The organism is Streptomyces sp. NPDC092296 (assembly GCF_044755465.1).
GTDB lineage: Bacteria > Actinomycetota > Actinomycetes > Streptomycetales > Streptomycetaceae > Peterkaempfera.
The window spans coordinates 1302736-1315767 of sequence record NZ_JBIVRB010000001.1; the positions used below are offsets into that span (position 1 = coordinate 1302736).

Consider the following 13032-nt stretch of genomic DNA (forward strand, 5'->3'; position numbering starts at 1 on the left):
CGCTCGCGTCCCCTCCCCGCCGGACACCCGCCCTGCACGTCCCGCCCTGCACGTCCCGGCCCGCGCGTTCCGGCACCGGGCCCGGGTTGGGTAGTGGGATGCATACCGGGTATACATACTCGGTATGTCGATCCGTCATGGGCTGCTCGCCCTTCTGGACCAGGGGCCGCACTACGGCTACCAACTGCGCACCGAGTTCGAGGAGCGCACCGGTGCCACCTGGCCGCTGAACGTCGGCCAGGTCTACACGACGCTGGGCAGGCTGGAGCGCGACGGCCTGGTGGCGCCCGCCGGTGAGGACGGCGAGGGCCATGTCTTCTACGCCATCACCGACGCGGGCCGCGCCGAGCTGCGCGACTGGTTCGGCACGCCGGTGCGCCGGGACAGCCCGCCGCGCGACGAGCTGGCCATCAAGCTCGCCATGGCCGTCACCGTGCCGGGCGTGGACGTCCGCGAGGTGGTCCAGGCGCAGCGGCGGCACAGCATGCGCGCGCTCCAGGACTACACCCGGCTGAAGGCCCGCGCCCTGGCGGCGGACCTCTCCGCCGCCGGCCCCGACCCCGACGGCCCCGACCCCGACGGCCCCGACCGGGACCTCGCCTGGCTGCTGGTCCTGGACCAGCTGATCTTCCAGACCGAGGCCGAGGTGCGGTGGCTCGACCACTGCGAGACCCGGCTCGCCCGCCACCGCCCCGCCCCCGCCGCGCCGCAGGCACCCGCCACCGCGCCGCAGGCATCCGCCCCCGCCGCGCCGCAGGCACCCGCCCGGCGGCGGGGGAGCGGCTCCGCGCGGCGCTGAGCCGGCTGCCGGACCCGCGAACCACGATCCCGTGACCGACCCTTTGGGGGGAACCATGACAGGCAACACGACGACCGGCGCCGCCGGTCCCGTCCTCAGGCTGGAGGACGTCTCCCGCGTGCACGGCCGGGGCGCCGCCGAGGTGCACGCCCTGCGCGGGGTGGACCTGGAGGTCCGCCCCGGCGAGCTGGTGGCCGTGATGGGCCCCTCCGGCTCCGGCAAGTCGACGCTGCTGACCCTCGCGGGCGGCCTGGACGCCCCGACCTCGGGCCGGGTGCTGGTCGAGGGCCGCTCACTGGGCGACCTCTCCCGCAAGCAGCTGGCGGCGGTGCGCCGCCATGCCGTCGGTTATGTCTTCCAGGACTACAACCTGATACCGGCGCTCACCGCAGCGGAGAACATCGCGCTCCCCCGTGAGCTGGACGGCGTCTCCACCCGGGCCTGCCGCCGCGAGGCACTGGCCGCGCTGGCGGAACTGGGCCTGGCCGAGCTGGCCGACCGGTTCCCGGACGAGATGTCCGGTGGCCAGCAGCAGCGGGTGGCCATCGCCCGCGCGCTGATCGGCGACCGCCGCCTGGTCCTGGCCGACGAGCCCACCGGCGCCCTCGACTCCGCCACCGGTGAGACGGTGCTCGCCGTGCTGCGCGCCCGCTGCGACGCCGGCGCCGCCGCGATGCTGGTGACCCATGAGGCCCGGCACGCCGCCTGGGCGGACCGGGTGGTCTTCCTGCGCGACGGCAGCATCGTCGACGAGACGGTCTCGGCCTCCGCCGAAGCCCTGCTCACCGGTGCGGGCCGGGACGGCAGCGGGCCGGTGAGCCGGTGAAGCTCACCGCCTGGCGGGCGGCGCTGCGCATCGCCCGCCGCGACGCCGTACGCGCCAAGGGCCGCAGCGCCCTGGTGATGGCCATGATCGCGCTGCCGGTGCTCGGGGTGGCCGGCGCCGACATCGTGTACCGCAGCGCCGACCTGGACCCCGGCGAGCGGATCACTCGCCAGCTGGGAGCGGCGGACGCGCAGGTGTCCGTCGAGCAACTCGGTGAACCGATCGCCCAGGCGCCAGACCCCGACACGGGAATGATCAGCGGTGAGTCGGGACAGCAGCTGACTGCGGAGCAGCAGCGGGCCGCGCACACCGACCCCACCGTGTTGCTGCGGCGGATCGCGCCGCCGGGCAGCACCCTGTTCACCCTGGTCAGCGGGCCCAGCGTCGTCACCAGCAGTGCTGCGGGCCTGATCCGTACCGGCACCACCGAGCTGGACCTGACCTCGCCGGTGTGGCGGGGCATGGCCAATGTGGTGGCCGGGCGGGCCCCGACCCGGCCGCAGGAGATCGCCGCCACCCGGAAGTTCCTGGAGGAGTCGAGCCTGCACCTGGGCGAGACCACCACCGTGCAGGGTGTCGCGACGCCGTTCACCATCACCGCCGCCGTGGAGTACCCGGGCACGCTCGGTGCCTCCGAGCTGATCGCCCGGCCCGGCGCGCTGATCGGTACGGTGGCCCGGAAGCCCGGGACGGACGCTCTGCTCGAAGTCGGCCGGCGCTGGCTGATCCAGGTGCCCGGCGGCGCCGGCTTCTCCTGGGAGCGGGTCAAGGAGGCCAACGCGTACGGCTTCCGGGTGACCTCCCGGCAGGTGCTGCTCGACCCGCCACCGCGCTCGCAGGTGCCGTACTACGCGAAGTCCGGCGACCCGGGGCAGCGCTACCTCAACCCGGTCACGCTGACCATCGCGGCCACCGTCGCCGGGATGGCGCTGCTGGAGATCGTGCTGCTGGCCGGCCCCGCCTTCGCCGTGGGTGCGCGCCGCTCCCGGCGCCAGCTGGGCCTGCTGGCGGCCGGCGGCGGTGACCGCTCGCACATCCGGGCGGTGGTGCTCGGCGGCGGTGTGGTGCTGGGGCTGGCCGGTGCGGTCGTCGGCATGGTGCTGGCCGTCGTGGTCGTCGCGGTGGCCCGGCCGTGGCTGGAGGCGGCGGCCGGGCAGCGCTTCGGCCACTTCGACCTGCGGCCGCTGGACCTGCTGGGGGTGGCGGCGATCGGCCTGGTCACCGGGGTGCTCGCGGCGGTCGTCCCGGCGGTGCAGGCGTCCCGACAGGACGTGGTCGCGGCGCTGACCGGCCGGGGGCGGCTCAAGCCCCCGTCCAAGCGGCTCGCGGTGGTCGGCCTGGCCGCGCTGGCGGGCGGCTCGGCCCTCGCGCTGCTCGGTGCGGCGGCCGGCCAGGGGACCGCCGCCGTGCTCGGCGGCTCGGCGCTGGCGGAGCTGGGCATGGTCGCCTGCACCCCCTTCGTGATCGGCCTGTTCGGGAAGCTGGGCCGCTGGCTGCCGCTGACCCCCCGGCTGGCGCTGCGCGACTCCGTACGGCACCGGGGGCGCACCGCCCCGGCGGTGGCCGCGGTGATGGCGGCGGTGGCGGGCTCGGTGGCGGTCGGTGTCTACAGCGCCAGCCAGGACGCCGAGATGCGGGCCGACTACCTGGCCACCGCACCGATCGGAGTGGTCACCCTGGTCGGCGTCCCGGCGCGGGCCGACTCCGGCGCCGTACTGGACCAGGCCCGCACGGCCGTGGAGAACGCGATCAGCGGACTCGGCCAACGCGGCGACGTCTACGGGACCTCCTACCGGGGGAACTGCACGGCGGGCGGGGAGCGGTGCGGCAACGCCACGCTGGTGCTGCCGCCCGAGCGGGAGTGCCCGACCGTGCGGGACCAGTCGCTCTCCGACGCGGAGCGCGCCAGGTTGAACCGCGAAGACCCCCGGTGCGGGAGCCGGGCCTCCCGTGCCTACGCCTCCCGGTTCGGCACTCTGCCCGCCGGGGACGCGGCGGTGCTGCGCATCCTGTACGGCGTCCACGACCCGGCGGCCGAGCAGGCGCTCGCGGACGGCAAGGCGGTGGTCTTCGACCCCCGGCTGGTGGTGGACGGCTACGCGACGCTGGAGCTGACCCAGTACGCCCCGGACCAGCCCGAGCAGAACGGCAAGCACGCCGAACCCCGGTCGACCAGGCTGCGCATCCCGGCGGTGGTGCGGACCCCGTCCGTCTACACCGCCCCGGTGCTGCTGCCGCTGGAGGCCGCCCGCAAGGCGGGCCTGACGGTCACCCCCCAGGGCTCGGTCTGGGCGCCGCCGACCGCCCCCTCCTCGGCGGCGGAGCAGCGGGCCAACGCGGCGCTCTCCACGGTCGTGGGGCAGGGCTGGGTCTCGGTCGAGCGTGGCTACCACTCCAACCGCACTCCGGTGACGCTGGGGCTGACGCTCTTCGCCGCCGTCGTCGCGCTCGGTGCGGCGGGCATCGCCACCGGGCTGGCGGCCGCCGACTCCCAGAACGATCTGGCGACGCTGGCGGCGGTCGGCGCCACGCCCCGGATCAGGCGGGCCCTCTCCGGCCTCCAGTGCGGGACGATCGCCGCGATGGGCGCGGTGCTGGGGACGGTCTGCGGTGTGGTGCCCGCAGTGGCGCTGCGCAAGGTCGAGCAGGCCGCGAGCAGCTTCGCCGGGAGCGGGGCGACGATGTTCACCCTCTCCGGCGGCAGCGGGGCGGGCGTCGTGGTCTTCCCATGGTGGCAACTGGCGGCCACCGTGCTGGTGCTGCCGGTGCTCGCGGTGCTGATGGCCGCGCTGCTCTCCCGGTCCCGGATCGCGCTGGTCCGGCGCGCGGACTGACCGCCGCCCGGCCTCGGGCCGGCTCCGGGCGTGACGCATCACACGTCCGGAGCCGGTGTCCGAGCTGCGAGCGACGGCAGCGCGGGACCGTACGGGCGAACTAAAGTCGTCTCTATGACGAGAACTCCGGACAGCGCCGTCCGCTCCTACATCGACCAGCACCGTGCCGCCTTCCTCGACGAGCTGGCCGCCTGGGTGCGCATCCCGTCCGTCTCCGCCGACCCGGCGCGCGCCGGTGAGTCGCGCCGCTCCGCCGAGTGGCTCGCGGACCGGCTGCGGCGGACCGGCTTCCCGGTCGCCGAGGTGTGGGAGACGGAGTCGGAGAGCGGCGCGCCCGGCCTGCCCGCCGTGTACGCGGAGTGGCCGTCCGGCGAGCCCGCCGCGCCGACCGTGCTCGTCTACGGCCACCACGATGTGCAGCCGGCGGCGCTGGCGGACGGCTGGGCCACCGAGCCCTTCGAGCCGGTGATCGCCGACGGCCGGATGTCCGGCCGGGGCGCCGCCGATGACAAGGGCCAGGTCTTCTTCCACACCCTGGGGGTGCGCGCCCACCTGGCGGCGACCGGCCGCACCGCGCCCGCCGTCAACCTCAAGCTGCTGATCGAGGGCGAGGAGGAGTCCGGCTCGCCGAACTTCGTGGACCTGGTGCGCCGCCACGCGGACCGGCTGGCCTGCGACGCGGTGATCGTCTCCGACACCGGCATGTGGGCCGAGGACACCCCGACCGTCTGCACCGGCGCACGCGGTCTCGCGGACTGCCAGATCGACCTGTACGGACCGGACCAGGACATCCACTCCGGTTCCTTCGGCGGCGCGGTGCCCAACCCGGCCACCGAGGCCGCCCGGCTGGCCGCCGCCCTGCACGACGACGACCGGCGGGTGGCCGTGCCCGGCTTCTACGACGGCGCGGTGGAGCTGACCGAGCTCGACCGGGAGCTGTTCGCCGCGCTGCCCTTCGACGAGCAGCGCTGGCTGGAGGTCGCCAAGTCGCACGGCACGCTGGGCGAGGCCGGCTACACCACCCTGGAGCGGGTCTGGGCCCGGCCGACCGCCGAGGTCAACGGCATCTGGGGCGGCTACACCGGCCCCGGCGGCAAGACCATCGTGCCGTCGTCCGCTCATCTGAAGCTCTCCTTCCGGCTGGTGGCGGGGCAGGATGTGGAGCACGTCAGGAGCGCGGTCCGCGACTGGGTCGCGGCCCGGCTGCCGGCGGGCATCCGGCACGAGATCGTCTTCCCGGGCGCGACCCGGCCCTGCCTGACGCCGCTGGACCACCCGGCCCTCCAGTCGATGGTCCGGTCGATGGGCCGGGCGTTCGGCAAGGAGATCCTCTTCACCCGCGAGGGCGGCTCCGGCCCCGCCGCCGACCTCCAGGACATCCTTGGCGCGCCGGTGCTCTTCCTCGGCATCTCGGTGCCGTCCGACGGCTGGCACTCGGTGAACGAGAAGATCGAGCTTGACCTGCTGTTCAAGGGGGTGGAGACCTCGGCATACCTGTGGGGCGACCTCGCGGAGACCTGGACGCCGGGGGAGCAGGTCCGATGAGCGCCGCGCTGTCGGACCACAGGGAGTACGGCGACCGGACGGGACGGGACGGCACGGCAGTGACCTCGCAGCAGACAGCACCTCAGACCGCGCAGCCGACGGCGGAGCAGCCGACCGTGGAGCAGCCGACCGTGGAGCAGGCGGTACCGGCCCAGGCCGCCCCGGCCGATCCGCTGGGCGGCCGCGCGCTCCCGCTGTCCCGGGCCGGGGTGGACCGGGCGGCGCACCACCGCTTCGACGAACCCTGGCTGGCCGCAGCCTGGAGCCACCCGGCCACCCAGGTGCTGCCGATCTCCGGCGGCGAGGCGTTCGTGGTGGACACCGGGACCGGCACCGAACTGGTGCTGGTGCCCTCCTTCGAGGCGCCGGACGAGGGCGACCGCTACTTCCTCGGCACCGACGAGGACGGTGTGTCGTACTTCGCCCTGGCCGGTGAGTCGCTGCCCGGCCGACTGGACGGCGACGCCCGCCCGGCCGGGCTGCGCGAGGTGGGCGGGATGCTCTCCGACCGCGACGCCGGCCTGCTGGTGCACGCGGTGGCGCTGGAGAACTGGCATCGGCTGCACTCCTTCTGTTCCCGTTGCGGACATCCGACGCGTAAGGGGGGCGCGGGGCATGTGCGTCTCTGCACTTCCTGCGCGGCCGAGCACTACCCGCGCACCGACCCGGCGGTGATCATGCTGGTCACCGACGACCAGGACCGCTGCCTGCTGGGTCGGCAGAGCCTCTGGCCGGAGGGCCGCTGGTCCACGCTGGCCGGCTTCGTGGAGCCGGGCGAGTCGCTGGAGCAGGCGGTGGTGCGCGAGGTGGCCGAGGAGGCGGGCGTCCGGGTGGCGGAGGTCGAGTACGTCGCCAGCCAGCCCTGGCCGTTCCCGTCCAGCCTGATGCTGGGCTTTGTCGCTCGGGCGCACCCCGACGGCACCACGATCACGGTGGACGGCGAGGAGCTGTCCGAGGCCCGCTGGGTCAGCCGCGAGGAGCTGCGGGCCGGCTGGGAGTCCGGCCGGATGCTGCCGCCCTCGGGCATTTCCATCGCCCGCCATCTGATCGAACGCTGGTACGGCGCCCCCATCCCCGCAGCGGCGCGCTGGTAGCCCCCGGGGGCGCGTGCACCCAGCCCGCGCCCCCGGTCCACCCCAGGCACCGGGTGCACCCGATCGGGTGCACCCCGCCCCCGGGGCGCGCGGGGCTGTGCGAGCCCACCCACAGAGCGAGGCCCACCACCGGCGGTCCTGCGCGACCCCAGAGGCGCGCGGAACTGCGCGGGCAGTGCTCCTTTGGGTAGAGGGGCCCACGGCCGGCACCCGCGCCCCGCCCGGTGGCCCCCTCACCCGCCCAGCTCACCGCCAGGCGGATCAACCGCCCGGCTCCCGCCCCCGGCCGCCCCGGTCAGTCGGCAGCTGACCGTCTTCCCGGCGGGCCGGGGAGTCACCCGCAACCCGTCACAGAGCGCCTCCACGATCAGCAGCCCGCGCCCACCCTGCGCTTCGTCGTCCGGCCCGGCCGCCCGCACGGGCAGCTCGGGGCTGCCGTCCGAGACCGAGATCCGCAGCTGCTCCCCGGCGAGGGCCAGCGCCAGCGAGACGGTGCCGCGCCCGTATCGCACGGCATTGGTGACCAGCTCGGAGACCACGATCTCCGCGTCCCCGGCCAGCCTGGGCAGACCCCAGGAGGCCAGCGCGGTCCGCGTCAGCAGGCGGCTGCGGACGACATTGTGCGGGTCCGGCGGGAAGGAGGCCGTGGCGGCCCAGCTGTCCCGGTCATCGATCTGGATGTGCATCTTTCCCCCTGAATGCAAGTCATTGGAATCAGACCAGTGATGCCAGCCTTGACGGAGATGGGCTGGTTGCTCGAATGTCGCTGGCTACATTCATCCGGTGAACATCACCCGAGCCCCCGGGCAGGCCCCCAAGTACCAGCGGCTCGCCGCCGACCTGCGCCGCCGGATCGCCGTCGGCGAGTGGCAGGGCGCCATCGCCCTGCCGGTCGAGGCGGAGCTGGAGGCGCAGTACGGCGTCGCCAGGAACACCGTCCGGCTGGCCGTGGACGTACTGGTGAACGAGGGCCTGCTGATCCGGGTGCAGGGCAAGGGCACATTTCTCAAGGACCACCACTCGGTCCTGGACCACCACGCATACCGTTCCGCGACCGTACTGCGGCCGACCGACAGCCTGGCGGCGCCCTCCGAGGTGTACGCGGAGGAGGCCCAGGCAGCGGGCCGCAAACTGACTGCGGACTTCGAGATGCTGATCGTAAGGGCCCGCACTGACATCGCCGAGCGCATCGGCATCCGGCCGGGCGAGGCGGTGGTGCTCCGCCGGATGCTCCGCTTCATGGACAGCGAGCCGTGGTCCATCGAGGAGAGCCACTACCCGGCCGGTCTGGCGGCCGGTACGCCGCTGATGAACCCGGAGCCGGTCAGGGGCGGTGACGAGGTGGTGCTGGCCGCGATCGGCCGCACCGAGATCGGCGCCGTCGACCAGCTCGCGGCCCGGATGCCGGGGCCCGAGGAGGCGCAGTGGTTCCAGGCGGGGCCGGGCGTCCCGCTGATGGTGCAGACCAGGGCCACCTATGACGGCAGGGGGCCGGTCCGGGCGATCGAGACCCGCTACTCCGGCGACCGCAGCCGGTTGCTCTACGGCCTGGGCAACCTCGCGGCGCGCGTCCCGGGCGCGCGCTGACCCCCGAGCGCCCCCAGCGCCCCACGCCCCACCGCCCCCGCTGGCCCGAGCGCCGGCGGAAACGGCGGGGCCCGCGACCGTCAGCGGTCGCGGGCCCGTCGTGGAACAGCCGGGAGTCAGACGCCCAACTTGGCCTTCACCTGCGCCAGCGACGGGTTGGTCAGCGCCGAACCGTCCGGGAAGAGCACGGTCGGCACGGTCTGGTTGCCGTTGTTGACGGACTCCACGAACTGCGCCGACGCCGGGTCGTGCTCGATGTTGACCTCGGTGTAGGCGATGCCCTCACGGTCCAGCTGGCCCTTGAGGCGGCGGCAGTAGCCGCACCAGGTGGTGCTGTACATGGTCACGGACATCGCGGGAGGCTCCTTCGCTCGGGATCGGTACCGCGCCGGGCGGCGGCGCTGCGGCGCACGAGACGCTGTCCGCGCCACCGGGCAGTCCAACGCCTCCGGCCTCCGGAACATTCCGACGCGCCCTACCTGCGCACCCAAAGGTAGGTCGGTCGTACTATCCCACCGGCCCTGTGGACAACGCGGCGCACGTTGTCCCCCGGGCTTGAGAGGATGGGCGACATGCAGGCACAGCTTCCGGGCCCGGACGACCCGCGCGAACCGTACGCAGCCCCCGGTGGGCGACCGGCCGACGCCGACGCGGTGCTCGCCGGCCTCGACCCCGAGCAGCGCGCCGTCGCGACGGCGCTGCACGGGCCGGTCTGCGTGCTGGCGGGCGCCGGCACCGGCAAGACCCGCGCCATCACCCACCGCATCGCGTACGGGGTGCGCAGCGGCGTCTACCGGCCGCAACAGGTGCTCGCCGTCACCTTCACCGCCCGCGCCGCCGGTGAGATGCGTGGGCGGCTGCGGATGCTGGGTGCCGAAGGCGTCCAGGCGCGGACGTTCCACTCCGCCGCGCTGCGCCAGCTCCAGTACTTCTGGCCGCGCGCCGTGGGCGGGGAGGTCCCCCGGCTGCTGGAGCGGAAGGTGCAACTGGTGGCCGAGGCCGCCGGGCGGTGCGGGCTACGGGTGCAGCGCACCGAGCTGCGCGACCTCACCGGCGAGATCGAGTGGTCCAAGGTCACCCAGATCGTCCCGGAGGACTACGCGGCCGCCGTCGCCAAGGCGGGCCGCGACGCCCCGCGCGACGCCGCCGAGATCTCCCGGGTCTACGGCGTCTACGAACAGCTCAAGCGCGACCGCGGCGTCATCGACTTCGAGGATGTGCTGCTGCTCACCGCCGCCATCCTGGAGGACCGCCCGGAGATCGCCGAGCAGGTCCGCGCCCAGTACCTGCACTTCACCGTCGACGAGTACCAGGACGTCTCGCCGCTGCAGCAGCGGCTGCTCGACCAGTGGACCGGGCCCGGCGCCAGCCTCTGCGTGGTCGGTGACGCCAGCCAGACCATCTACTCCTTCACCGGCGCCACCCCCGACTACCTGCTCGGCTTCCGGACCAGGCACCCGGACGCCACGATGGTGAAGCTGGTCCGCGACTACCGCTCCACCCCGCAGGTCGTGCAGTTGGCCAACGGGCTGCTGTCGCAGGCGCGCGGCCAGGCGGCCCAGCACCGGCTGGAGCTGGTCTCGCAGCGCGACACCGGGCCGGACCCGGTCTACACCGAGTACGCCGACGAGCCCGCCGAGGCCGAGGGCACCGCGCACCGCATCAAGGACCTGCTGGACCGGGGCGTGCGCGCCAGCGAGATCGCGGTCCTCTTCCGTACCAACGGCCAGTCCGAGGTCTATGAGCAGGCGCTCGCGGACCTGGGGCTGCCTTACCAGCTCAAGGGCGCCGAGCGGTTCTTCGAACGGCCGGAGATCCGGGAGGCCGGGATGCTGCTGCGCGGCGCCGCCCGAGCCGGCGCCGACACCCTGGCGGTGGACGGCCCCGACCTGGCCGCCCAGGTGCGGGCGGTGCTCGCCACCCGGGGGTTCGCGCCGCAGCCGCCGGCCGGCTCCGGGGCGGTGCGCGAGCGCTGGGAGTCGCTGGCCGCGCTGGTGCGGCTGGCCGAGGAGTTCGAAGCCGGGCGGCGCCCGGACGGCCGGGAGGCCGACCTGGGGGCGTACGTCGCCGAGTTGGACGCCCGCGCCGCCGCCCAGCACGCCCCTGCGGTGGAGGGCGTCACCCTGGCCTCGCTGCATGCCGCCAAGGGCCTGGAGTGGGATGCCGTCTTCCTGGTCGGCCTCACCGAGGGCATGATGCCGATCACCTATGCCAAGACCGATGAGCAGATCGAGGAGGAGCGCCGGCTCCTCTATGTCGGGGTCACCCGTGCGCGGGAGCACCTCTCGCTCTCCTGGGCCCTCGCCCGCTCCCCGGGCGGCCGGGCCGGTCGCATCCCCACCCGGTTCCTGGACGGGCTGCGGCCGGGCTCCGGCTCGCGCTCCGGCGGCCGGTCCGGGCGCGGTGGCCGCACCGGCGCGGAGGCGGGCGCCGAGCGCGCCGGGCGCCGCAACCGGGGGCCGGTGAAGTGCCGGGTCTGCGGCCGCCCGCTGACCGAGGCGGTGGAGCGCAAGCTGCGCCGCTGCGAGGACTGCCCGTCCTCCATGGACGAGGCGCTGTTCGAGCGGTTGCGGGAGTGGCGCAGCGAGCAGGCGCGCAGCCTCAGCCTGCCGGCGTATGTGGTTTTCACCGACGCCACCCTGATGGCCATCGCGGAGGACCCGCCGGGCGATGAGCAGGCGCTGGCTCAAATCCCGGGGGTCGGCCCGTCGAAGCTGGACAAGTACGGAGCCGCCGTGCTGTCGTTGTGCCGGGGGGAGCAGCCCCTCGGCGCGGAGTCCGAGCCGCCCTCGGGGGCTGCGGAGGACGGCGCCGACGACAGTCCGGAAAACTCGCCGGAAAAATAGTTTGCGCGCCTCACGTCAGGCGCAATAGCCTGCCGGAGCGGCCAAGGGGACGAGGTCGCAGGCCGTGCGGATGCCCCTCCGTCACAGCTGCACCCCACGTATGACACGCATCACCGACAATGCCGACCAGTCGGGGCCCGGGGGACCGGGGCTCGCGAGACGCCGAGAGGAGGCGGGGACAGTGGACACCACGAAGATGATCGCCACGATCAAACTGACGGACGAGACCGTCGCCGTCGCCATGGGCGTCTCCGCCGTTGCCGCGCATCTGCGTGGCGGCGTCGTGCTGGCCAGCGGCGTGCTTGGTCTCGGCGGGACCGGTCTGTCCAACACCGGCCTGTCCCGTGACTGGACCACTCCCGTCGACGTGGAGCGCGTGGAGCGCAGCGACCGACCGACCAAGGCACCGAAGGCAGTAGCGGCCACCGCTACTTATGGCTACGCCTACGCCATCGGTGCCGGCACCCAGCAGGACCAGCAGATTCAGGCAGCAGCCTTTACGGCTGATGCCACCCGTTCGATGCGGGCCTTCCGCGGGCTCGAACCCTGGAGAGAACGTACCTGATCCAGCATCAGGTCGGCGCCTCCAGGGCCGCGGAACCCGTCACCGGGATCCGCGGCCCTTCTGTTTGTCCGGTACCAGACGCTCCATCGGCCCACAAGGCCGAACGAACCCCGAAGACGAGGAAGACGCAGCAGTGTCCACGATCACCACACCGCATCCCCCGTCCGTACCGACAACAGAGCCGATCACCCCGGCCCACGAGGCCGGCCCCCCGGAGGTATCCCTGATGCAGATCACCGCGCTCGACGAGGCCGAGGGCCTTGGCGCGACCATCCCGTGCCGCTCCTACGACCCCGAGGTCTTCTTCGCCGAGACCCCGGCGGACGTCGAGTACGCCAAGTCCCTCTGCGCCACCTGCCCGGTGAAGGCGGCCTGTCTCCAGGGCGCCCTTGAGCGCCGCGAGCCCTGGGGCGTCTGGGGCGGGGAGCTGTTCGTGCAGGGCGTCGTCGTGGCCCGCAAGCGGCCGCGTGGCCGCCCGCGCAAGACCGAGGTCGCCGCGTGACCGCCACCGCCGTCCGCCCCGCCGACGTGCTGCGGATCTCCGTCCGCATCGCCGCGGCCAAGTCGGACGCCCGCCTCCACGACTCCACGTACGACGAGCAGGACCCCACCATGACCCCGATCGCCGATCCGACCGTCCGCCCCGAGCAGACCTCTGAACTGACTCTCCAGAACAGGACCCGAGACATGCATCTCATGCACGAAGCCATGGCGCGTGCGCATATCCAACAACTGCATCATGAGGCGGAGCACGAACGCCTCGTCCGGCGGATCGTCGACGCCCGCCGGCTGCGGCGCCGGGCCGAGCGCGCCTCGATGCGCGCCCGCCGGGCCCTGGCGACCGCGCTGATGCAGTAATCGGGCCGACCCCGGTCGGCCCGGCGCATGCCACTGAATCCCGGACGGCCCCCCGCGCAGCGCGCGGGGGGCCGTCCG

The 13032-nt window shown here is 74.1% G+C and carries 12 protein-coding genes; 10 read left to right on the forward strand and 2 right to left on the reverse strand.

The window, feature by feature from the left end:
* Window positions 1-124 precede the first annotated feature (124 nt).
* The 5 genes from ACIQGZ_RS06050 to nudC all read left to right on the forward strand — a co-directional run bounded on the left by ACIQGZ_RS06050 (window position 125) and on the right by nudC (window position 7098).
* Window positions 125-799: a PadR family transcriptional regulator gene (locus ACIQGZ_RS06050; protein WP_402599613.1), complete on the forward strand. Its 675-nt coding sequence runs from the start codon at window positions 125-127 to the stop codon at window positions 797-799.
* Window positions 800-854: 55 nt separating this feature from the next.
* Entirely contained in the window at window positions 855-1625 is a 771-nt protein-coding gene (locus ACIQGZ_RS06055) for an ABC transporter ATP-binding protein (RefSeq protein WP_402599614.1), read from the forward strand.
* Window positions 1622-4459 (forward strand): FtsX-like permease family protein, encoded by a 2838-nt coding sequence (locus tag ACIQGZ_RS06060; RefSeq protein ID WP_402599615.1) that lies wholly within the window; start codon window positions 1622-1624, stop codon window positions 4457-4459. The genes ACIQGZ_RS06055 and ACIQGZ_RS06060 overlap by 4 nt, the downstream gene beginning before the upstream one ends.
* Window positions 4460-4573: 114 nt before the next feature.
* Window positions 4574-6004, forward strand: a complete 1431-nt coding sequence (locus ACIQGZ_RS06065; protein WP_402599616.1) for a M20/M25/M40 family metallo-hydrolase — start codon at window positions 4574-4576, stop codon at window positions 6002-6004.
* Window positions 6001-7098, forward strand: a complete 1098-nt coding sequence (nudC, locus tag ACIQGZ_RS06070; RefSeq protein ID WP_402599617.1) for an NAD(+) diphosphatase — start codon at window positions 6001-6003, stop codon at window positions 7096-7098. The genes ACIQGZ_RS06065 and nudC overlap by 4 nt, the downstream gene beginning before the upstream one ends.
* 233 nt (window positions 7099-7331) lie before the next feature.
* Here the strand turns inward: nudC and ACIQGZ_RS06075 are convergent, their stop codons facing one another.
* Window positions 7332-7784 (reverse strand): ATP-binding protein, encoded by a 453-nt coding sequence (locus ACIQGZ_RS06075; protein ID WP_402599618.1) that lies wholly within the window; start codon window positions 7782-7784, stop codon window positions 7332-7334.
* A gap of 97 nt (window positions 7785-7881) precedes the next feature.
* On the opposite strand from ACIQGZ_RS06075, the gene ACIQGZ_RS06080 reads away from it, so the two are divergent.
* Window positions 7882-8685 (forward strand): GntR family transcriptional regulator, encoded by an 804-nt coding sequence (locus ACIQGZ_RS06080; protein ID WP_402599619.1) that lies wholly within the window; start codon window positions 7882-7884, stop codon window positions 8683-8685.
* A 116-nt stretch (window positions 8686-8801) separates the two neighbouring features.
* Here ACIQGZ_RS06080 and ACIQGZ_RS06085 read toward each other — a convergent pair whose 3' ends face one another.
* A complete protein-coding gene (locus tag ACIQGZ_RS06085) occupies window positions 8802-9038 on the reverse strand; it encodes a mycoredoxin (RefSeq protein WP_402599620.1) in 237 nt (78 codons plus the stop codon).
* Window positions 9039-9257: 219 nt separating this feature from the next.
* On the opposite strand from ACIQGZ_RS06085, the gene ACIQGZ_RS06090 reads away from it, so the two are divergent.
* The 4 genes from ACIQGZ_RS06090 (at window position 9258) to ACIQGZ_RS06105 (ending at window position 12954) form a co-directional block, all read left to right on the forward strand.
* Window positions 9258-11531, forward strand: coding sequence for an ATP-dependent DNA helicase UvrD2 (locus ACIQGZ_RS06090; protein WP_402599621.1), 2274 nt, complete (start codon window positions 9258-9260; stop codon window positions 11529-11531).
* Between the two features lie 181 nt (window positions 11532-11712).
* The gene (locus ACIQGZ_RS06095; protein WP_402599622.1) at window positions 11713-12096 is read left to right on the forward strand and encodes a hypothetical protein; all 384 of its coding nucleotides are present in this window, start codon (window positions 11713-11715) and stop codon (window positions 12094-12096) included.
* A gap of 142 nt (window positions 12097-12238) precedes the next feature.
* The gene (locus tag ACIQGZ_RS06100; protein WP_402600000.1) at window positions 12239-12598 is read left to right on the forward strand and encodes a WhiB family transcriptional regulator; all 360 of its coding nucleotides are present in this window, start codon (window positions 12239-12241) and stop codon (window positions 12596-12598) included.
* Window positions 12595-12954 carry a hypothetical protein gene (locus ACIQGZ_RS06105; RefSeq protein WP_402599623.1) on the forward strand — a complete coding sequence of 120 codons (360 nt, stop codon included), beginning with the start codon at window positions 12595-12597 and terminating at the stop codon, window positions 12952-12954. Before ACIQGZ_RS06100 ends, ACIQGZ_RS06105 begins: the two co-directional genes overlap by 4 nt.
* Window positions 12955-13032 lie beyond the last annotated feature (78 nt).

Coding starts and splice junctions, on each gene's coding strand:
- ACIQGZ_RS06050 (WP_402599613.1), top strand. CDS start 125: ATGTCGATCCGTCATGGGCTGCTCGCCCTTCTGGACCAGGGGCCGCAC.
- ACIQGZ_RS06055 (WP_402599614.1), top strand. CDS start 855: ATGACAGGCAACACGACGACCGGCGCCGCCGGTCCCGTCCTCAGGCTG.
- ACIQGZ_RS06065 (WP_402599616.1), top strand. CDS start 4,574: ATGACGAGAACTCCGGACAGCGCCGTCCGCTCCTACATCGACCAGCAC.
- nudC (WP_402599617.1), top strand. CDS start 6,001: ATGAGCGCCGCGCTGTCGGACCACAGGGAGTACGGCGACCGGACGGGA.
- ACIQGZ_RS06075 (WP_402599618.1), bottom strand. CDS start 7,784: ATGCACATCCAGATCGATGACCGGGACAGCTGGGCCGCCACGGCCTCC.
- ACIQGZ_RS06085 (WP_402599620.1), bottom strand. CDS start 9,038: ATGTCCGTGACCATGTACAGCACCACCTGGTGCGGCTACTGCCGCCGC.
- ACIQGZ_RS06090 (WP_402599621.1), top strand. CDS start 9,258: ATGCAGGCACAGCTTCCGGGCCCGGACGACCCGCGCGAACCGTACGCA.